This window comes from bacterium (assembly GCA_021372775.1).
Classification (GTDB): domain Bacteria; phylum Acidobacteriota; class Polarisedimenticolia; order J045; family J045; genus JAJFTU01.
This window is the reverse complement of the sequence record JAJFTU010000217.1, coordinates 33,997-52,757: the sequence shown is the minus strand read 5'-3', so window position 1 is coordinate 52,757 and position 18,761 is coordinate 33,997. Positions and strand designations below refer to the sequence as shown.

Genomic DNA, 18,761 nt, shown 5'->3' with positions numbered 1-18,761 from the left:
GACGCCGCGCATCGCGTCCTTCGCCGCCTCGGCCGGCGCGCCGAGCCGCGTCGCGTAGGCCTGCGCCTGCTCCTTCGCCGCCGTCTCGTCGCGGAAGGCGCCGACCTGGATCTTGTAGATCTTCCCCGCGCCGTTCGGCTTTCCTCCCGCGGGAACGACGAGGACCGTCCCCGGCGCGCGGTCCGGCCAGAGCTCCTGCCCGGTGCGGCCGTCGAGGAGACGGAAGCCGCCGCCGTTCGTCGCGCCGACGCGGACCTGCCCCTCGTCGGCCTTGACGGCGACGCGCAGGCGGGGCGGCGGCACGGGACGGCCCGGATCGATCCGCGCGAAGAGGCTCGGCGCGGCGGGCGGAAGGCGCAGCGCCGGCTCGTCGGCGCGCGCGGCGAACGCCGCGGCGCAGAGCGCGGCGAGAAGGCAGCAGCGAGTGCGAAGGGACATGTTCACGATGATGGCGCCGGAGGCCGCGCCGCGCAGCGTCCCGCCGCCGGGCGCCGCTCCCGCGCGCGGGATCGCCCGCCGCGGGCGGCGCGCCGCGTTCAGCGGCGGACGGCGAGCGCCTCGAGTTCCGGAACGATCTCGCCGCGGCGCTCGACGACCCGCACGCGGTGCCCTTCCTTGCGGGCGCCGCGCAGCGCGAGGCAGGCGTGCTCGGCCTCGACGACGACGACCGCGGCCCGCGGCGCGAGCGCCGTCTCGAGCGCGTCGGCGATCTCCGCGGCCAGCGCCTCCTGCAGCGTCAGGCGGCGCGAGCAGGCGTCCACCAGCCGCGCCAGCCCGCCGATGCCGGCGTGCTTTCCCGCCGGCAGGTAGCCGACGTGGACGACGCCGCGGAACGGCAGCAGGTGGTGCGCGCAGAACGAGAAGAACGGGATCTCCTCCAGCGTCACCGCGCCGGAGGCGCCGGGCAGCGGCACCGCCTGCACGCAGGAGGCGGGATCGACGGCGTAGCCGCAGAGCAGTTCGTCTTCCAGCGCGGCGGCGACGCGGCGCGGCGTCTCGCGCCGCAGCTCGTCCGCGACCTCCCCCGCGCGCCCGTCGAGGATCCCCTCGAGCAGCAGCGCCACCCCCTTCTCGATCGCCGCGCGGTTCACCGCGCCCCCTCGTCCTCGCCGCGGCAGAGGCAGCTCGCCCCCTCGACCTCGAACAGCTCGACGCTCCGCAGCCCCGGCAGGGCCGGCTTGAGCTCGCGCCAGATCCAGAGCGAGATCCACTCCGCGGTCGGGTTCTCGAGGAAGTCGTTGAGGTGATGGTGGTCGCACCGCGCCAGCACGTGCTTCTCGACGAGGGCGTCGAGGTCGCCGAAGTCGAGGACCATCCCCTGCTCCGGGTCGATCGGCCCTTCGATCTCGACGACGAAGCGGTAGGAGTGGCCGTGCATCCGCCGGCAGCGGCCGGGATGGCGCGGCAGCACGTGGCTGGCCTCGAAGCGGTAGGCGCGGCGCAGGATCATTCGGGCAGTTCCTCGCGGGTGAGCTGGGCCTCGACGCCGACCGAGTCGACCATCCCGTCGAGCACCGGCGTCTCCTTGCAGACCCGGATCTCGACCTTCTCCGCCGTCGGGAAGCGGCGCAGCAGCGACTCGGCGACCCGCACGGCGAGCGTCTCGATCAGGCGGAAGGAGTTGTTGCGGCCGATCTCGACGACCATCTCGTGCACGACGCGGTAGTCGATCGCGTCCTCGATGTCGTCGCTGCGCCCCGCCCGTCCGATCTCGGTCGTCATGGCGATGTCCACGCGGTAGCGGACGCCGATCTGGCGCTCGAGCTTGGTCAGCCCGTGGAAGGCGTGGAAGCGGATGCCGGAGAGGAGAACGCGGCCGCGCATGAAGCAGCTCCTTGGGGCGTCGAGGCTAACCGCGCCCGCCCGGGTCGGCAACCCGGGGGGCGCGGCGGCGACTCACTGGAACGACAGGCGCAGGAAGCGCCGCTTCCCGACCTGGAGCAGGACCGAGCCGGCGCGCGGCAGGCGGGCGTTCTCGTCGGCGACCTTCCCGCCGTCGAGCTTCACGCCGCCCCCCTTGATCAACCGCCGTCCTTCGCTCGTCGAGGGGGCGAGGCCGAGTTCCTTGAGCAGCGCCGGCAGCCACGCGTCCTCGCCGCCGGCCGGCAGGATCCGCTCCTCGATCTCGTCCGGCAACTCCTTGCGGGCGAAGACCTGCTCGAACCGTTCCCGCGCCGCCTCCGCGGCCGCGCGGTCGTGGAACCGCTCGACGAGGATTCCCGCGAGGCGGACCTTGAGGTCGCGGGGGTGGATCTCGCCGGACGACGCGGCCTCCTCGAGCCGCCGGGCGCCGGCCGCCCCTTCGTCGGTCAGGAGCTCGTACCAGCGGAACATCAGCTTGTCGGGGATCGACATCACCTTGCCGAAGATCTCGTCCGCCGATTCGGCGACGCCGACGTAGTTGCCGAGCGACTTCGACATCTTGTCCACGCCGTCGGTCCCTTCGAGCAGCGGGACCGTCAGCAGGACCTGCGGCTCGAGGCCGTAGTCGGGCATGATGTCGCGGCCGACGTTGAGGTTGAACAGTTGGTCGGTGCCGCCGAGCTCGACGTCCGCGGCGAGCGCCACGGAGTCGTAGGCCTGCGCCAACGGGTAGAGGAACTCGTGGACGGAGATCGGCAGGCCGCGCTCGTAGCGCTCCTTGAAGTCGCGCCGCTCCAACATCCGCGCCACGGTGTACTTGGCGGCGAGCTTGATCATCCCTTCCGCGCCGAGCGGCGAGAGCCACTCGGAGTTGAAGCGGGTCTCGGTGCGGTCGCGGTCGAGCACCTTGAACGCCTGCTCGGTGTAGGTCGCGGCGTGGGCGAGGATCTGCTCGCGGGAGAGCGCGGGGCGGGTCTTCGAGCGTCCGGTCGGGTCGCCGATCGAGGCGGTGAAGTCGCCGATGACGTAGACGACGCGGTGCCCGAGGTCCTGGAAGTCCCGCATCTTGCGCATCAGCACGGTGTGGCCGAGATGGATGTCGGGCGAGGTCGGGTCGAAGCCGACCTTGACCGTCAGCGGCTTCCCCGTCTTGACCGCGCGGGTCAGCTTCCGCTCCAGTTCCTCGACCGACGTCACGTCCACCGCGCCGGCGACGAGCCGGTCGAGCTGTTCGGCGACCGGCGGGAACGGCGCGTTCATCGTCCCTCCCCGTAGCGCAGCGTCTTCGGCACGCCCATCGCGTCGCGGACCATCTCCATCGTCTCCCGCGCCAGGGGGCGCAGCTTGGCCGCGCCGGCGGCGAGGATCTCGTCCACGCGTCCCGGCTTGGCCTCGTACTCGGCGCGGCGCGCGCGGATCGGCGCCAGGACGGCGTCGATGTTCTTGGCCAGCGCCTGCTTGCAGTCGCGGCAGCCGATCGACGCGCCGCGGCATCCTTCGGCGGCCCAGACGCACGTTTCGGCCGGCGAGAAGAACTTGTGGTAGCTGAAGATGTTGCAGTCCTCCGGCTCGCCCGGGTCGGTGCGCCGCTTGCGGCGCACGTCGGTCTTCGCCGGGGCGAGCTTCTCCCACACGACCTCGGGCGAGTCGTCGAGGCCGATGTGGTTGCCGAGGCTCTTCGACATCTTCCGCTCGCCGTCGAGGCCGTAGACCCGCGTCGCCTTCGTCAGCAGCGGCTGCGGCTCGGGGAAGACCTCGCCGAAGCGGTTGTTGAACTTCCGCGTCAGCTCGCGCGCCAGCTCGAGGTGCTGCAGCTGGTCCTCGCCGACCGGCACGCCGTCGGCGCGGTAGACGAGGATGTCGGCGGCCATCAGCACGGGATAGGTGAAGAGCGCGGCGTTGACGTTCTCCGGCTGGCGCTCCGCCTTGTCCTTGTACTGCGTCATCCGCTCCAGCGAGCCCATCGGCGTCACCGTGCCGAGAATCCAGGAGAGCTCGGCGTGTTCGGGAACCGCGGACTGGACGAAGATCGCGCACTTCTCCGGATCGAGCCCGGCGGCGAGCCAGCCGAGCGCCATGTCGTGGATCCGCCGCGGCATCTCGGCCGGGGGATAGTCCTGCGTCATCGCGTGGAGGTCCACGACGGAGAAGATGCAGGGATGCTCGTGCTGGAGGCGCACCCAGTTCTGCAGGGCGCCGAGATAGTTGCCGATGTGCAGCTCGCCCGAAGGCTGCATGCCGCTGAAAACCCGCGTCACCTTCGGCGGCGCGGCCTTCTCCGCCGCCGCGCCCGACCCGCCGTTCTCCCGCGCGTCCACGTTCGTCTCTCCCGCCCCGCCGGCCCGGCGGGGGCGGCCAGAGTATAAGCGGCGCCCCCCGCCCCGCGCCCCCCGCCCGTTTCGGGCCGCCGCCGCGGAGGACGCGGCCGCCCGGTCCGCGAAGACGCCGCCCGCCATCCAAAGACCGCCGAGGCGGCGACGCCGATCGACCGCCTAGTTCTTCCGCTCGGCGGCGGCCAACCTCGCGCGCAGCCAGTCCGCGAATTCCTCCGGCTGAATCCACCACCACAGGACTTCGAACTTCCCGTCTCCGTCTTCGTCGAGCCACGCGACCCAGGAGACCACCGCGAAGCCGTCGCCCGTCACGGTCGCCGTGTAGGCGACGGCGCGCCCGCCGATCTCGATGCGCTTTATCCAATCGGCCCGCCAAGACGCCGGCCGGACGATCAGCTCGTCGTTCCTGGACGTGTACTGTGCCAGCTCGAGCCGCGCGCCGCGCGGACTGCGGAATCTGGTGAACGTGACGCCGAGGGGATACGAGAGAGTCGGCCTGTACGGCCCGCGGTCGACCGGAGACCCGAGCTGCGGCGGCGTCCAGCCGCCGCCGTTGACGATGCGCGCGAAATGCCGTTCGCCGGCGACGCCGCCCCGCGCGTCGCCGAACAGGGCGGCCGCAAGCACGACCATCGCGAAGACCGCAGCCGTCGGACGGGCTCGCTTCATGGCGTCGACCTCCGGACGACGGCGTCGTCCCTGTTCCGTCCGGCCGCCGTTCGCCGCGCCGAGGACGTCGGCAGGCGAGGCGCCGCGGTTTCCGCGGGCGGCGGGCGGAGCGTCACTTCAGGTGCTTGGCGAGGAAGGCGTAGAGCTCGTCGCGGGACTGCTTGGCGTAGAGGGTGTCGATGCGGTTGAACGAGTGACCGCCGGGGGCGTCCTGGTAGATCTTGTACTCGAACGTCTTGCCGGCCGCCTTGAGCTGCGCGATCAGGTGCTGGACCTCGAGGACGTCGACGTCGCGGTCGTTGGTCGTGGTGTGGATCAGGAGCGGCGTCTTCAGCTTCTCGGCGTTCCAGGCCGGCGAGCGGCGCTTGTAGAGATCGACGTCCTGGTTGGCGGTCTTGCCGAGGTGGTAGGGCGCGGCGAACTCTTCCTGGTAGCCCGGCTCGGCGTAGCCCATCCGCGCCACGAGGTCGGAAACCGGCACGCCGGCGTAGGCCGCGGCGAACTTCTCGGGATGGTCGAAGACGGCGGTGAGCGCGATCAGTCCGCCGTGGCTCCAGCCGACGATCGCCGCCTTGGCGCCGTCCACGTACGGCAGGTTCTCGACCGCCCAGTCGCGGGCGGCGACGCAGTCGTCCACCTCGAGCCCGCCGTAGTCGATCGCGCGGTAGAAGTCGCGGCCGTAGCCGGTCGAGCCGCGGTACTCGGGGGCGACGACGACGTACCCGCGCTCCATCATCTCGCGCACGATGTGGACGTGGTAGGTCGTGAAGTCGGCGTGCACGCCGCCGTGCGGCAGGACGATCAGCGGGTGCCTCTTCGCGAGGTCGATCTTCCGCGGCGTGAAGACGTAGGCGTAGACCTTGAGCGGATGGCGCTCGTTCTTGATGCCGTAGATCTCCTCGCCCTTCGGGTTCGGCGGACCGACGTAGGTGACCTTGTCGATCAGCGCGACGTCGCCGACCCGTTCGAACCAGAGGACGTCGTCGGTCGCCTTGGCCAGTTCGTCGAGCTTGTCGGAGAGCGCCGCGACCTGCCCTTCGAGCTTCTCGATCCGCGCGTCCTTCTCGTCCTTCGCCGGCTCCGCCGCCGCCGCGGGGAACGCGCAGACCGCCGCCAGCGCGGCCGCCGCCGCGCACGCCAACAACGTGTTCTTCATTCCCGACGCCCTCCGGGCGCCGCGCCGCGCGGAGCGGCGCCCGGAGGCATTGTAGACCGGCGGGGCCGGCCGAATCGCGGCCGCCCCGCCCCCTTCAGGGCCGCGCGTCCTGCCCCTCCCACTGCACGCCGCGGGCGCGCAGCGAGGCGTGGCCGCAGCGCGCGACGACCACGTGGTCCCAGAGCGGCACCCCCATCAGCGCCGCCGCCCGCGCCACGGCGCGCGTGAACAGGACGTCGTCCTCGCTCGGCTCGGCGACCCCCGAGGGATGGTTGTGGACCATCACGAAGCCGGCGGCGAGGCGGCGCAGCGCCGGCTCGAGCAGGTCGCGCGGCGTGGCCCGCGCGACGTTGAGCGAGCCGACGGCGACCGTCTCCCGCGCGATCAGCCGCGCGTGGGCGTCGAGATAGAGGCCGACGAGATGCTCGCGCGGCTCGATGCAGAGATCGCGCACTTCGCGCACGACCTCCTCCGGATCGCGCACCGGCGGGCGGTCGGCCGGAGACGCGGCGACGCGCCGCGCGATCTCCGCCGCCGCGGCCAGACGCGCCGCCCCGACGGGGCCGAGGCCGCGTTCGGCGGCGAGGGCCGTCGGGCCGCGCTCGCAGAGGCCGGCGAGACCGCCGCAGCGGACGAGCAGCGCGCGCGCGGTCCGCTCCACCGGGGCCGCGCGCGATCCCGAGCCGAGGATCAGCGCGACCAGCTCGGCGTCGGCGAGCCGCGCCGCGCCGACCTCGAGCAGCCGCTCCCGGCAGCGCGGCCGAGCCCGCTCCTCGCGCGGCGGCGCCGCCGCGGCGGCTTCGGACGGAGGGGCGCCGCGGACATCGTCGGGCGTTTCAAACGGAACATCGCTCATCGCTCTTCCTCCCGCCGGAAGAAGAGCAAGCGCGGCGCCGCCCGTCCCGCGTCGGGGAGAGCCGCGCGCGGCGCGGCGCGGAGCCGATTCGCGGACCGAGGCCGGCCCGAATAGACGGCCGCCGGCGGACATCGCTGTCCGCCGGCGGACTGGAGGAGAGGAGGATCTTTGTCTTGCCGCGACGCCGGTTTGGGGTGCGGCGCCGCTGATGCGTTGGGGGTACGTTAGTTCAACGGCGCCGCAATGGGGCAAACTGCCCCGCCAACGGTCGCGACGAACGGGCGAACGGTCGCCGCGTTCAGCGCAGGCGGGGCGCCGGAACGACGAGGGCCCGCGGCAGGTCGATCCCCTCCCCGGCCAGCCGGACCCGCCGCCCCTCGAGCGCCAGCCGCCCGGCGCAGAACCAGGCGAGCGCGAGCGGATAAATGCGGTGCTCCTGCTCGAGGATCCGCGCGGACAACGTGTCTTCCGTGTCGTCCGGCAGGACCGGCACGGCGGCCTGGACGACGATCGGCCCGTTGTCCATCTTCGCGTCCACGAAGTGAACGGTGCAGCCGGAAAGCCGGGCGCCGTGCTCCAGCGCCTGCCGCTGGGCGTGCAGCCCGGGGAACGACGGCAGCAGCGCGGGATGGATGTTCAGCAGCCGCCCCGCGAACCGCTCCGCGAACCACGGCGTGAGCAGCCTCATGTACCCGGCGAGGCAGACGACCTCCGCGCCGCGCTTCTCGAGCTCGGCCGCGACGGCGCGGTCGTGCGCCTCCCGCCCCTGCCCCTTGAAGGCCCGCTTCTCGACGACGACCGTCTCCACGCCGAAGCTGCGCGCCCGCTCGAGCCCCGGCGCGTCCGGCTGGTCGGAGACGACGACGACCGCGCGGCCGTCGATCGTCCCCGCGCGCATCCCCTCGAGCAGCGCGACCATGTTCGAGCCGCGCCCGGAGATCAGGATTCCGACGTTCGTCACGACAGTTCTCCGCGGTAGGAGACCTTCCCCGTCCCCGGCACGATCCGCCCGATCTCCCACCACTCGTCGCCGCGGCGCCGCAGGTGCTCGGCGAAGCCGGGCATCGCCTGCTCCGGCACGATCGCCGTCATCCCCACGCCGAGGTTGAAGGTGCGCAGCATGTCGGCCTCGGGCACGTTCCCCGCGCGCCGCAGCAGCTTGAAGAGCGGCGGAACCGGCCACGAGCCGAGGTCGATCTGCGCGTCCAAGTGCTTCGGCAGGACGCGCGGGACGTTGTCGGTCAGGCCGCCGCCGGTGACGTGGGCGAGGCCGTGGATCCACCCTTCCGCGAGCGGCAGGTCGAGCGCCGGCAGGTAGGAGCGGTGGACCGCGAGCAGCGCGTCGGCGACGGTGACGCCGAGCGGCTCGATCACGTCGTCCACGCCGAGCTTCAGCACGTCGAACAGCACGCGGCGGGCCAGCGTGTAGCCGTTGGTGTGCAGCCCGGTCGAAGCGAGACCGACGACGTGGTCCCCCTCCTCGACCTTCGAGCCGTCGAGGATCGAAGCGCGCGGAACGACGCCGACGATCGTGCCGGCGAGGTCGTATTCGCCGGGGCGGTACATCTCCGGCATCTCGGCCGTCTCGCCGCCGATCAGCGCGCAGCCGTTGGCGCGGCAGCCGCGGGCGACGCCGGCGACGACCTGCTCGGCGACGACCGGATCGAGCTTGCCGACGGCGAAGTAGTCGAGGAAGAAGAGCGGCCGCGCCCCCATCACGAGGATGTCGTTGACGCAGTGGTTGACGAGGCACTCGCCGACCGTGCCGTGCCGCCCGGCCTTGAAGGCCACGGCCAGCTTGGTGCCGACGCCGTCGGTGCTGCCGACGAGGACCGGCTCGGCGATCCCCTCCGGCGCCTTGAACAGGCCGCCGAAGCTGCCGAGGTCGGACAGCACGTTCGCCGTCTTGGTCGAGGCGACGTGCGCCTTGATCTTCGCCAGCGCCGCGTCCTGGGCGTCGATGTCCACGCCCGCGTCCTTGTAGGTCAGTTCCCGCTTCTTGTCGTCGGCCATCCGCCTCGCTCCTCGTTCGCCTGCGTTCTCTGCGCCGCGGCCGCGTCCGCCTGCCGCAGTTCCTTGAGCCGCGCCGCGTGCCGCCGCCGGTCCACCGGATCGACGACCGGCACGGGATAATGCCCCGTCCAGCACGCCGCGCAAAACGCCCCCGGCGCGGCGTCCGCGGCGCGGTGCATCCCCTCGAGCGAAAGGTAGCCGAGGGTGTCGGCGCCGATCAGCCCGCGGATCTCTTCGACGGACGCGCGCGCGGCGACGAGCTCCTCCTTGCTCGGCATGTCCACGCCGTAGTAGCAGGGGGAGACGATCGGCGGGCAGGAGATCCGCACGTGGACCTCCGCCGCGCCGGCCTCGCGGACCATCGTCACGATCTTCCGCATCGTCGTGCCGCGCACGAGGCTGTCGTCCACCAGCGCGACGCGCCGTCCCTCGATGATCGAGCGCACCGGGTTCAGCTTGACCTTCACGCCGAAGTGGCGGATCGACTGCGCGGGCTCGATGAAGGTGCGCCCGACGTAGTGGTTGCGGGTCAGGCCGACGTCGAACGGAATCCCCGAGGCGCGGGCGAAGCCGATCGCCGAAGGCACGCCGCTGTCCGGGACCGGCACGACGACGTCCGCCGGAACCGGGCATTCGGCGGCGAGCTCCCGCCCCAGCGCGTGCCGCACGTCGGAGACCGAGCGGCCGAAGACGCGCGAGTCGGGGCGCGCGAAGTAGACGAACTCGAAGATGCAGGGCGCGGGGGGCGCGGCGCGCAGCGGGAAGAGCGAGCGCTCCCGCCCGTCGTCGTCGATCACCAGCAGCTCGCCGGGCTCGATCTCGCGCTCGAACTGCGCCCCGACGAGGTCGAAGGCGCAGGTCTCGGAGGCGACGATCGCGCCGCCGCCCGGCAGCCGCCCCAAGGCGAGCGGGCGGACGCCGTACGGATCGCGCGCGGCGACGACCCGCCGCTCGTCGCAGAGGACGAAGCAGTAGGCGCCCTCGACCTGGGCCAGCGCCTCGACGACCGCGTCCACCATGTCGGCGGCGCGCGAGCGGGCGACGAGGTGCAGCAGGACCTCGGTGTCGGTGGTGGACCGGAAGATCGAGCCGCTCCGCTCGAGCTGCGTGCGCAGCGTGATGGCGTTGGTCAGGTTGCCGTTGTGGCCGACGGCGAACGCGCCGCGCTGGTGAAGCATCATCAGCGGCTGCGCGTTCTCCGGCGACGACGCGCCGGCGGTGCCGTAGCGGACGTGGCCGATCGCGCGAAGCCCCGGAAGCTGCGCCAGCTCGGCGGGGGTGAAGACCTCGGCGACGTGCCCCATGCCGACGCGGCGGCGCAGCTCGGCGCCGTCGGCGGCGACGATCCCCGCCGACTCCTGCCCGCGGTGCTGGAGCGCGTAGAGCGCGAGATAGACGAGGTTCGCGGCCTCGGGGTGGCCGCAGACGGCCGCCACGCCGCAGGAGTCGCGCAGAACGTCGTGGTCGTCGTCGGGCGGAAGGGCGGCGCGGTTCATCCGCCTATTCTACCCGGCCGCGCCGATCAGGCCCGCCGGCTGAGGACGAAACGCCGGAAGGCGGCCAGCACGCGCCGCCCGTCCTCGAGGAACGACGCCGGAACCGCGGCCGGATCGACGCCGCGCCGTTTGAGGAACCCCTCGCGCGCTTCGGGATGGAACTGCGCGGCGAAGATCGGCAGCGTGCGGTGCTCGAGCATGTCGGCGTCCGATTCCGGACGGCGCGCGACGACGTCGAACCCCTCCGGGACCTTCGTCACGCGCTCGCAGTGGCTCGCCGCGACCCACATCAGCCGCTCGCCGGGAACGAGCCGCCCGCCGAAGAGCGAGGTTTCGACGACGCCGAGCACCGACGAATGATCGCGGCGCACGAAGCCGACCTCGCCGCCGGCCATCTCGGCGACGAGTTGGTGGCCGAAGCAGATCGCGAGCAGCGGCTGCTCCCGCGTCCCGTCGATGATCGGGCGGAGGAACGCCCGCAGTTCGGCCAGCCAGGGCGCGTCGTCGTGGACCGAGGCCTTGGAGCCGAGGAGCACGACGCCGTCGCTGTCGGCGAACTCCCCCGGCGCGGGGCACGTGCCGGGTTCGAGGGCCGGCCGGACGACGGTCGCGTCGCCCGGCCAGCCGAGGAGGATTTCGTCGATCCCGTCCTGCTCGCTCGCGACGACGGAGGGATCGACGATCAGAAGATGGGGGGTGCGGCGCATGTCAAACCGTCCTGCGCGGCGCCTCAGCGCCGATCGTCGCGGTCGCGGTCGCGGTCCTTGTCGTGCCCCGGCGCCTTGTCGCGCCCGGGCGCCTTGTCGGGGCCGCGGTCCTTGTCGCGGCCCGGCGCCTTGTCGTAGCCGCGGTCCTTGTCGCGCCCGCGGTCCTTGTCGTACCCCGGCGCGCGGTCGTGGCCGCGGTCGTCGTGGTACGTGACGCGGCCGTCGCGCCGCGCCGGCTCGGCCCGTCGGCCGTGCCGCTCGCGGTAGGTCTCGACGGCCATCCGCCGCATGTCGCGGCCGCCGGCGCGCAGTTCCATCGCCCGCTCGATCGGCACGCCGTAGTACTCGTGCACGACCCGCGCGGCGACCAGGTCACGCGCCTCGGAGTCGGTCAGCGCGAACCCCGGCTGCGGACGCGGACCGAACCGCCGCCAATGCCCGTAGGCGCGGTCGAACCGCGGCCCGAGCGGGCGGGAGACCGGAACGAACCAGACGCCGAACGGCAGACGCACCCGCTGCGCGACCAGCCACCAGGAAAGCCCGCGGGCGCGCAGGGCGAAGATCTCGTCGGGCGGGCGCAGCGCGCGCCGCGCGATGAACAGGCCGACGGCGAGGTCGTCCGGATCGGTCACGCGGACGGCGAGCCGCTCCACGACCGGCGGTTCGTAGTCGAAGGCGCGCGAGGAGATGTTGACGAACAGCCGGCCGTCGTCGCCGATCGGCACGCTCGCGCCGAAGTCGACGTCCACTCCCGCCGACGCGGCCGGCGCCGCGAGGAACGCGGCCGCCGCGAGCGTCGCCCAAGTCGCCAGAGTCGCCATTCTTGCCATGACCCCTCCGTGCGCGGCGCGGCGTACGGCGCCGCAGGCGTTCACTTTACGCCGGGGGCGGCGCGGGAGCGACCCGCCCCGCCCCGGCGTCCGACGCCGTCGGCCGCGCAGGCCGCGGCGCCGCGGCGAGCGCCGCCCGCACGGCCGCGGGCGGCCCGCCCCGCGCTCAGCCGCGCAGGCCGCGGCGGATGATCCGCGGCACGTTGCGCAGCAAGTGCTCGAGGTTGAAGGCGCGGCGGATCTCCTTCTCGCCGATCTTCTTCACGATCCGCTTGTCCTCGAGGCAGGCCTCCATGAGGTCGGTCTTCTGGTTCGCCCAGACCGCCATCGCGTTCTCCTGCACCAGCGCGTACGCCTGCTCGCGCGTCAGCCCGGCGCGGCAGAGCGCCAGCAGGATCGTCTGGCTGTAGATCATGCCGCGCGAGCTCTCCAGGTTGCGGCGCATCGCGTCGGGATAGACGAGCAGCCCGGAGACGATCCGCGTCATCCGCGCCAGCATGAAGTCGAGCAGGATGAACGTGTCGGGGACGATCACCCGCTCCACCGAGGAGTGCGAGATGTCCCGCTCGTGCCAGAGGGCGACGTCCTGCAGCGCGGCGAGGGCGTTGGAGCGGACGACGCGGGCCAGCCCCGAGACGTTCTCGGTGGCGATCGGGTTCCGCTTGTGCGGCATCGCCGACGAGCCCTTCTGCCCCTTCCCGAACGGCTCCTCCACCTCGCGGACCTCGGTCCGCTGCAGGTGGCGGATCTCGGTCGCGATCCGCTCGATCCCCGCGGCGACGAGCGCCAGCGCGCAGAGCATCTCGGCGTGGCGGTCGCGCGGCACGACCTGCGTCGCGACCGGCTCGACCTTCAGCCCGAGCTTGTCCAGCGCCGCCTTCTCCACCGTCGGCGCGAGATGCGCGGAGGTCCCGACGGCGCCGGAGATCTTGCCGTAGCGGACCGCCTCGCGGGCGCGGGCGATCCGCTCGCGGCCGCGCGCCATCTCGGCCCGCCACGAGGCGATCTTGAAGCCGAGGGTGATCGGCTCGGCGTGGACGTTGTGCGTCCGCCCGACCATCGGCAGGTCGGCGTACTTCTCCGCCTGCGCGGTCAGCGCGGCGAGGAAGCCGTCCATCCCCTCGAGCAGCAGGTCGGAGGCCTCGACCATCTGCAGCGCGAGGGCGGTGTCGAGGACGTCGGACGAGGTCATGCCGAGGTGGATGTAGCGCGACGCGGGGCCGACGTGCTCGGCGACCGCCGTGAGGAAGGCGATCACGTCGTGCTGCACGACCTTCTCGATCTCCAGCGCGCGCGCCGCGTCCACCTGCGCCTTGCGCAGGATCGTCTTCGCCGCCCGCTCCGGGATCTCGCCGCGCTCGGCCTGCACCTCGACCACCGCCAGCTCGACTTTCAGCCACGCGGCCAGCCGCGCCTCGTCCGTGAAGATCCGCCCCATCGCGGGGCGCGTGTACCGTTCGATCATCTCGACTTCCTTTCGGCCCTCAGAGCCGGATCGGCGCCGCCGGCTCGCCCTGCGCGGCGAGGGTCAGGCGCACCCGCGCCCGCCCCGCCGCGCGCAGCGCCGTTTCCACCGCCGCGCGGGCCAACTGCGGGTTGTTGTTCTTCTCGGAAAGATGGGCCAGCACGACGGCGGCCCCTTCGGCCGCGAGGGCGGGCAGCGCCGCCGCGGCGTGGTCGTTCGACAGATGGCCGTAGGCGGAACCGATCCGCTGCTTCGTCTCCCACGGGTACGGCCCGTTGATCAACATCTCGCGGTCGTGGTTCGCCTCGAAGACGAGCGCGGCGCAGCCGTCGAGCGCCGCCTCGACCGACGCGGGAACGTGGCCGAGGTCGGTCGCGTAGCCGACGCGCGTCCCGTCCGCCTCGAGCACGTAGCCGACCGGCTGCGCGGCGTCGTGCGGGATCGCGAACGGCGTCGCGCGGAACGGCCCGGCATCGAACGGCTGGTTCGCCGCGATCTCGGCAAGGCGCGGCAGCTCCCAGAGCGACTTCGCGCAGCGGATCGTCCCGGGCGTGGCGAAGATCGTCGCCCGGCAGGCGCGCGCGAAGACCTCGAGGCCGCGCACGTGGTCGCCGTGCTCGTGCGTGACGACGATCGCCTCGATCCCCTCGAGCGGCTGGTCGACGGCGGCGAGCCGCCGCTTCAGCTCGCGCGCCGAGAAGCCGGCGTCCACGAGCACCGCTCGGCCGTCGCGGCGGACGAGGGTGCTGTTCCCCGCCGAGCCGGAGCCGAGGACGACGACCTCGATCATCAGCGGCGTCCGGTGTGGCCGAAGCCGCCCGCGCCCCGCTCGGAGACGGCCAGCTCCTCGACCTCGACCAGTTCGGCGCGCGCGACCGGCGCGATCACGAGCTGCGCGATCCGCTCGCCGCGGGCGACGACGAACGGCTGGTCGCCCCAGTTGGCGAGGATCACGCAGACTTCGCCGCGGTAGTCGCTGTCGATCGTGCCCGGCGCGTTGGGGATGCCGACGCCGTGGCGCGCGGCGAGGCCGGAGCGGCCGCGGACCTGCCCCTCGAAGCCGCGCGGGATCTCGACCGAGAGTCCCGTCGGGACCATCGCCCGCCCGCCGGCGGGAATCGTCACCGGCGCCTCGACCGCGGCGCGGAGGTCCATCCCCGCCGAGCCTTCGGTGGCGTACGCCGGAAGAGGAAGCCCCTCGCCGTGCGGCAGCCGCCGCACCATGACCTTCACGTCGGCGCTCATAGTTCGAGGTCCTTCCCGCGCAGTCCCAGCCGCCCGACGCGGCCGCAGACGGCGAGCGCGGCGCTCTGGCCGGCGAAGAGCCGCTCGGCGAGGTCGCGCACCTGACGCGGCCCGACGGCGTCGAGCGCGTCGCTCATCTCCCGCACGGTGACGGAGCGGCCGAGCGTCATCTCCTCGCGCGCGGCGCGGCTCATCCGGCTCGACGTCGATTCGAGCGAGAGGAGCATGTTCCCCTTGAGGTGGTCGCGCGCCAGATCGACCTCCTCGGCGCTCGGCGCCCGTTCCGCCAGGTCGCGCATCTCGCCGAGGGCGAGGCGCACGACCTTCGCCGCGTTCTCCGGCGAGACGCCGGCGTAGACGGTGAACAGCCCGGCGCGGTCGAAGCTCTGCGTCTGCGAGCCGACCGAGTAGGCGAGGCCGCGCTCCTCGCGGATCCGCTGGAAGAGGCGCGAGGAAAGGCTGCCGCCGAGCAGCGTGTTCAGCACGTGGAGCGCGAAGCGCCGCTTGTCCCCCGCGGGGAGCGAAGGCACGCCGAGCAGCAGCTGCGTCTGCTCCATCTCCCGCCGCCGCTCGACCGCGATCCCCGGCTCGAAGCGCGGCGTCCCGCCGCGGCGCGCCGGCGTCCCCTTCGGCAGGTCGGCGAAGGCGCGCTTGATCGCCGCGCGGCGGCGCGCGCCGAGGCGGCCCGCCGCGGCGACGACGATGTTCCCCGGCACGTAGGCGCGCCGGAACCAACCGAGGACCGCGCGGCGGCTCAGCCCGCCGACCGTCTCCTCGGTTCCCTGAATCGGGCGCCCGAGCGGATGGTCCGGCCAGAAGCGCTCGCAGAAGAGGTCGTAGATCCGCTCCTCCGGCGAGTCGTTGACCATCCGGATCTCCTCGAGGATCACCTTCCGTTCCCGCTCCGTCTCTTCGGCGTCGAAGCGCGGACGGCGGACGATGTCCGCGAGCAGGTCCACGGCCAGCGGCAGGTGCTCCTCGAGCGCGCGGGCGTAGAAGCAGGTCGTCTCCTTCGTCGTGAAGGCGTCGAGGTTGCCGCCGATCCGGTCGGAGAGCAGCGAGATCTCGCGCGCGCTCCGCGTCTCGGTCCCCTTGAAGAGCATGTGCTCGACGAAGTGGCAGGCGCCGGAGAGGCGCGGCGGCTCGTGGCGGCTGCCGATCCGCAGCCAGACGCCGACGCTCGCGGAGCGGACTCCGGGGACGTCCTCGAAGACGAAAGTCAGACCGTTGGGAAGCCGCTCGCGCTCGACCATTCACCCGCCTCCGCGTCCCGCCGTCCGCGCGGCCGGCGCGCCGCGCCGCGCACGGAAACGGGTCGGGACGCCGGCGCCGAAGGGCGCCGGGACGATTCCGGGAAAGGAGCGGGAGTATCGCACGCCGGGCGGAGGGGAGCGACAGCGGCCGCCGCGGAGGCCGGCGCGCCGTCGTCGCGCCGCGCGCCCCGCCCGCTATTAGGATATTGAGGTATTCTTATCCCGACAAGAAGGAGCCGCCGATGCACGCCCCCCGCCGACCGCCGATCCCGCCGCCGCTCCGTGCCGGTTCGACCGGCAGCGCGCGTGGATCGGCTTCGGGCGCCGCGACCGGCGCGATCCCGCCGCCGCTCCGCCCCGGTCCGGCGGGGCGCGTCCTTCGCCGGCTCGACGGCGTCGTCCGGTCGCCGCGCGGCTTCAGGACGTTCCGCGCGCGGCTCGCCGTGCAGGGGTTCTTCGCCTTCTTCTGCCTCCTGCTCGGCTGGCGCTTCGCCGGCTTCGTCGCCGCCGCGCGCGCCGGGGCGGCCGAACTCCCCGCGCGGCCGACCGGCGTGGACGCCTTCCTGCCGATCGGCGGCCTCGTCGGGTTGTTCGACTGGCTGCGCAACGGCCGCCTCAACGCGGTCCACCCCGCGGCGACCATCCTGCTGCTCCTCTTCCTCGCGACGGCGTTCCTGCTGCGGAAGTCGTTCTGCTCCTGGATCTGCCCGATCGGCGCCCTCTCCGACGCCCTGGCGCGGCTCGGCCGCCGCCTCTTCGGCCGCAACTTCCGCCCGCCGACGGCCCTCGACGTTCCGCTGCGCGCCGTCAAGTACGGGCTGCTCGCCTTCTTCGTCTACGTCGTCGCCGGAATGCCCGCGCCGCTGCTCGCGTCGTTCGTCCAATCCGAATACAACCGGATCGCCGACGTGAAGATGTATCTCTTCTTCGCCCGCGCCGGCGCGGCGACGTTCGTCGTCCTCGGCGTCCTCGCCGCGGCCTCCGTCCTCGTGCAGGGGGCGTGGTGCCGCTACCTCTGCCCCTACGGCGCGCTGATCGGGATCTTCGGCCGCTTCTCGCCGGTCAAGGTGCGGCGCGACGCCGCGAAATGCACCGACTGCGGCGTCTGCGACCGCGTCTGCCCGGCGCGCCTGCCGGTCTCGAAGAGCGCCGCGGTCGCCTCGTTCGAGTGCACCGGCTGCCTCGACTGCCTCGCCTCCTGCCCCGCCCGCGGCGCGCTGTCCGTCGGCACGAAGCGCCGCCGCTTCGGCGCGCCGCTCTTCGCGGCGCTGCTTCTCGCCCTCTTCTTCGCCGGCTGGGGCGCGGCGCGTCTCGCCGGCGTCTGGGAGAACCGCGTTCCCGCCGCCGACTACCGCCTGCTCGTCCCGCGCGCCGAACAACTCGCTCATCCGCGGTGACGCGGCCGGAGCGCGGCTCGCTCCGGCGCGCCGCCCCGGCCGCGGAGCGCGCGGGCTCGTTCCGGCGCGCCGCGGCGCCGTGCGTAGAATGGCCGCGTGCTGCCGTTCGAAGCGGAGGGGTTGGTCGAGGCGACCGTCGGCGAGCCCGGCGAGGGCTCGTGGTTCGTCGCGCGCGCCGACGACGGCGCGCTCTTCGACGTCCACGACGCCGTCCCCGGCGACCGCGTCCTGCTGCGTCCCGATCCCTCCCGCGCCGGGCGCGCGCGGCTCGAGGCGCTCCTCGCGCCGGGGCCGGAGCGGGTCGAGCCGTTCTGTCCGCTCGTCGGGCGCTGCGGCGGCTGCCACTGGCAGCGGATCGCGCCGGCCGCGCAGCGCGCGCTGCGGCTCGCCCGGACGCGCCGCGCGCTCGCCGCCGCGGGGATCGACGATGCGGGCGTCGCTTTCGCGGCGCCCGCCGCGCCGCGGACCGAGCGCCACCGCGCGCGGATGCGCTTCCAGACGGCGTTCGAGAACGGCGCGTCGAAGGTCGGCATGCATCGTCTCGGCGAGCGCGCGACGCTCGACGTCCCGGACTGCCCCGCGCTCTCCCCCGAGGCGGCGCGCGTCTACGCCTTCCTCCGCGACTATCTCCGCGACCGGCGGCCGCGCGGCCTCACCGGCTTCGAGCTGACGGCCCTGCCCGACGCCCCCGGCGCGCTCGTCCACCTCAACCCGCGCGACGTCGAGCCGGACGATTGGCCGGCGCTCGGCGCGGAGATGCTCGAGATTGCGGACGGCTTGATCGCCGGCGTCGCGGTCCGTCCCGAAGCGCCCGACCCGCTCCTCGGCGCCGCGGCGGTCCTCGGCCGCACGCCGCAAGGGCTGCCGGTCGCCGCCGCCGCGCGCGGCTTCGTGCAGGCCAACCTCGCGGCCGCGGAGACGCTCGCGGCGGAAGTCGTGCGCGCCGCCGCGCCGGCCGACGGCGAACCGCTGCTCGAGCTGTACGGCGGCGCGGCGTTCCTCGGCTGGCGCCTCGCCGCCGCGGGGGCGCGCGTCGTCTCCGTCGAGTCCGATCCGTCGGCGCGGCGGGCCGCGGAGCTTCTGCCCCCTCCGCCGCGCGGCGCGCTGCGCCACGAACGCGGCGACGCGCGGGAGGCGTTCGACGAGGCGACGCGAGGCGAGGCCCGAACCGCGGACCGGGAGGACGCCGCGCCGCGCGCCGGCGACGTCCGCGGGACGGCGCCCCGTTTCGCGGAGGCGTTCGAGACGATCGTCGCCGATCCGCCGCGCGCGGGGCTCGGCCCGCTCGCCGCCGATCTCGCGGCGCGCGGCCCGCTGAGGATCGTCCTCGTCAGTTGCTCGCTCGCCGGACTGGCGCGCGACGCGGCCGCGCTGAACTCGGCCTACGCGCCGCGCCGCGCCGCGGTCCTCGACCTCTTCCCGCACACGCGGCACGCCGAGGTCGTCGCGCAGTTCGAGCGCCGGAAGCGCTGAGCGCG

20 protein-coding genes are annotated in these 18,761 nt (G+C 73.6%); 2 read left to right on the top strand and 18 right to left on the bottom strand.

The genetic code is table 11. From position 1 onward, the window contains the following. From LLG88_07790 to LLG88_07705, 18 genes are all read right to left on the bottom strand, one after another. A partial coding sequence (locus LLG88_07790; protein ID MCE5246804.1) for a hypothetical protein occupies positions 1–438 on the bottom strand: 438 nt, incomplete at its 3' end. Between the two features lie 98 nt (positions 439–536). Continuing rightward, positions 537–1,091, bottom strand: coding sequence for a GTP cyclohydrolase I (locus LLG88_07785; protein MCE5246803.1), 555 nt, complete (start codon positions 1,089–1,091; stop codon positions 537–539). Then, on the bottom strand, positions 1,088–1,450 hold the full coding sequence (queD, locus tag LLG88_07780) for a 6-carboxytetrahydropterin synthase QueD (GenBank protein ID MCE5246802.1): 363 nt from the start codon (positions 1,448–1,450) through the stop codon (positions 1,088–1,090). Before queD ends, LLG88_07785 begins: the two co-directional genes overlap by 4 nt. Next, entirely contained in the window at positions 1,447–1,824 is a 378-nt protein-coding gene (gene folB, locus LLG88_07775; protein MCE5246801.1) for a dihydroneopterin aldolase, read from the bottom strand. Before folB ends, queD begins: the two co-directional genes overlap by 4 nt. A 72-nt stretch (positions 1,825–1,896) precedes the next feature. Further along, positions 1,897–3,123 carry a tyrosine--tRNA ligase gene (gene tyrS / locus LLG88_07770; GenBank protein ID MCE5246800.1) on the bottom strand — a complete coding sequence of 409 codons (1,227 nt, stop codon included), beginning with the start codon at positions 3,121–3,123 and terminating at the stop codon, positions 1,897–1,899. Beyond that, a complete protein-coding gene (trpS, locus tag LLG88_07765; GenBank protein ID MCE5246799.1) occupies positions 3,120–4,121 on the bottom strand; it encodes a tryptophan--tRNA ligase in 1,002 nt (333 codons plus the stop codon). Before trpS ends, tyrS begins: the two co-directional genes overlap by 4 nt. Positions 4,122–4,355: 234 nt before the next feature. After that, positions 4,356–4,865 carry a hypothetical protein gene (locus tag LLG88_07760; protein MCE5246798.1) on the bottom strand — a complete coding sequence of 170 codons (510 nt, stop codon included), beginning with the start codon at positions 4,863–4,865 and terminating at the stop codon, positions 4,356–4,358. A gap of 112 nt (positions 4,866–4,977) precedes the next feature. After that, entirely contained in the window at positions 4,978–6,021 is a 1,044-nt protein-coding gene (locus LLG88_07755; protein MCE5246797.1) for an alpha/beta fold hydrolase, read from the bottom strand. Positions 6,022–6,115: 94 nt separating this feature from the next. Beyond that, positions 6,116–6,877 carry a DNA repair protein RadC gene (gene radC / locus LLG88_07750; protein ID MCE5246796.1) on the bottom strand — a complete coding sequence of 254 codons (762 nt, stop codon included), beginning with the start codon at positions 6,875–6,877 and terminating at the stop codon, positions 6,116–6,118. Between the two features lie 298 nt (positions 6,878–7,175). Continuing rightward, positions 7,176–7,838: a phosphoribosylglycinamide formyltransferase gene (purN, locus tag LLG88_07745; protein ID MCE5246795.1), complete on the bottom strand. Its 663-nt coding sequence runs from the start codon at positions 7,836–7,838 to the stop codon at positions 7,176–7,178. Then, on the bottom strand, positions 7,835–8,890 hold the full coding sequence (gene purM / locus LLG88_07740; GenBank protein ID MCE5246794.1) for a phosphoribosylformylglycinamidine cyclo-ligase: 1,056 nt from the start codon (positions 8,888–8,890) through the stop codon (positions 7,835–7,837). Before purM ends, purN begins: the two co-directional genes overlap by 4 nt. Continuing rightward, the gene (gene purF, locus LLG88_07735; GenBank protein ID MCE5246793.1) at positions 8,863–10,386 is read right to left on the bottom strand and encodes an amidophosphoribosyltransferase; all 1,524 of its coding nucleotides are present in this window, start codon (positions 10,384–10,386) and stop codon (positions 8,863–8,865) included. Before purF ends, purM begins: the two co-directional genes overlap by 28 nt. 26 nt (positions 10,387–10,412) lie before the next feature. Next, positions 10,413–11,093 (bottom strand): gamma-glutamyl-gamma-aminobutyrate hydrolase family protein, encoded by a 681-nt coding sequence (locus LLG88_07730; GenBank protein ID MCE5246792.1) that lies wholly within the window; start codon positions 11,091–11,093, stop codon positions 10,413–10,415. Positions 11,094–11,116: 23 nt separating this feature from the next. Then, on the bottom strand, positions 11,117–11,923 hold the full coding sequence (locus tag LLG88_07725) for a hypothetical protein (protein MCE5246791.1): 807 nt from the start codon (positions 11,921–11,923) through the stop codon (positions 11,117–11,119). A gap of 166 nt (positions 11,924–12,089) precedes the next feature. Continuing rightward, positions 12,090–13,388: an adenylosuccinate lyase gene (purB, locus tag LLG88_07720; protein ID MCE5246790.1), complete on the bottom strand. Its 1,299-nt coding sequence runs from the start codon at positions 13,386–13,388 to the stop codon at positions 12,090–12,092. A gap of 19 nt (positions 13,389–13,407) precedes the next feature. Beyond that, positions 13,408–14,178, bottom strand: a complete 771-nt coding sequence (locus LLG88_07715; GenBank protein ID MCE5246789.1) for an MBL fold metallo-hydrolase — start codon at positions 14,176–14,178, stop codon at positions 13,408–13,410. Beyond that, entirely contained in the window at positions 14,178–14,633 is a 456-nt protein-coding gene (dut, locus tag LLG88_07710; protein ID MCE5246788.1) for a dUTP diphosphatase, read from the bottom strand. Before dut ends, LLG88_07715 begins: the two co-directional genes overlap by 1 nt. After that, a complete protein-coding gene (locus LLG88_07705; protein MCE5246787.1) occupies positions 14,630–15,886 on the bottom strand; it encodes an insulinase family protein in 1,257 nt (418 codons plus the stop codon). The genes dut and LLG88_07705 overlap by 4 nt, the downstream gene beginning before the upstream one ends. A gap of 242 nt (positions 15,887–16,128) precedes the next feature. Here LLG88_07705 and LLG88_07700 point away from each other — a divergent pair, with 242 nt between their 5' ends. Both LLG88_07700 and LLG88_07695 read left to right on the top strand, forming a co-directional pair. Next, positions 16,129–17,283, top strand: a complete 1,155-nt coding sequence (locus LLG88_07700; protein ID MCE5246786.1) for a 4Fe-4S binding protein — start codon at positions 16,129–16,131, stop codon at positions 17,281–17,283. 96 nt (positions 17,284–17,379) lie between these two features. After that, positions 17,380–18,756 (top strand): hypothetical protein, encoded by a 1,377-nt coding sequence (locus LLG88_07695; protein MCE5246785.1) that lies wholly within the window; start codon positions 17,380–17,382, stop codon positions 18,754–18,756. Positions 18,757–18,761 lie beyond the last annotated feature (5 nt).

Coding starts and splice junctions, on each gene's coding strand:
- queD (MCE5246802.1), bottom strand. CDS start 1,450: ATGATCCTGCGCCGCGCCTACCGCTTCGAGGCCAGCCACGTGCTGCCG.
- folB (MCE5246801.1), bottom strand. CDS start 1,824: ATGCGCGGCCGCGTTCTCCTCTCCGGCATCCGCTTCCACGCCTTCCAC.
- tyrS (MCE5246800.1), bottom strand. CDS start 3,123: ATGAACGCGCCGTTCCCGCCGGTCGCCGAACAGCTCGACCGGCTCGTC.
- LLG88_07760 (MCE5246798.1), bottom strand. CDS start 4,865: ATGAAGCGAGCCCGTCCGACGGCTGCGGTCTTCGCGATGGTCGTGCTT.
- LLG88_07755 (MCE5246797.1), bottom strand. CDS start 6,021: ATGAAGAACACGTTGTTGGCGTGCGCGGCGGCGGCCGCGCTGGCGGCG.
- radC (MCE5246796.1), bottom strand. CDS start 6,877: ATGAGCGATGTTCCGTTTGAAACGCCCGACGATGTCCGCGGCGCCCCT.
- purM (MCE5246794.1), bottom strand. CDS start 8,890: ATGGCCGACGACAAGAAGCGGGAACTGACCTACAAGGACGCGGGCGTG.
- purF (MCE5246793.1), bottom strand. CDS start 10,386: ATGAACCGCGCCGCCCTTCCGCCCGACGACGACCACGACGTTCTGCGC.
- LLG88_07730 (MCE5246792.1), bottom strand. CDS start 11,093: ATGCGCCGCACCCCCCATCTTCTGATCGTCGATCCCTCCGTCGTCGCG.
- LLG88_07725 (MCE5246791.1), bottom strand. CDS start 11,923: ATGGCAAGAATGGCGACTCTGGCGACTTGGGCGACGCTCGCGGCGGCC.
- purB (MCE5246790.1), bottom strand. CDS start 13,388: ATGATCGAACGGTACACGCGCCCCGCGATGGGGCGGATCTTCACGGAC.
- LLG88_07715 (MCE5246789.1), bottom strand. CDS start 14,178: ATGATCGAGGTCGTCGTCCTCGGCTCCGGCTCGGCGGGGAACAGCACC.
- dut (MCE5246788.1), bottom strand. CDS start 14,633: ATGAGCGCCGACGTGAAGGTCATGGTGCGGCGGCTGCCGCACGGCGAG.
- LLG88_07705 (MCE5246787.1), bottom strand. CDS start 15,886: ATGGTCGAGCGCGAGCGGCTTCCCAACGGTCTGACTTTCGTCTTCGAG.
- LLG88_07700 (MCE5246786.1), top strand. CDS start 16,129: ATGCACGCCCCCCGCCGACCGCCGATCCCGCCGCCGCTCCGTGCCGGT.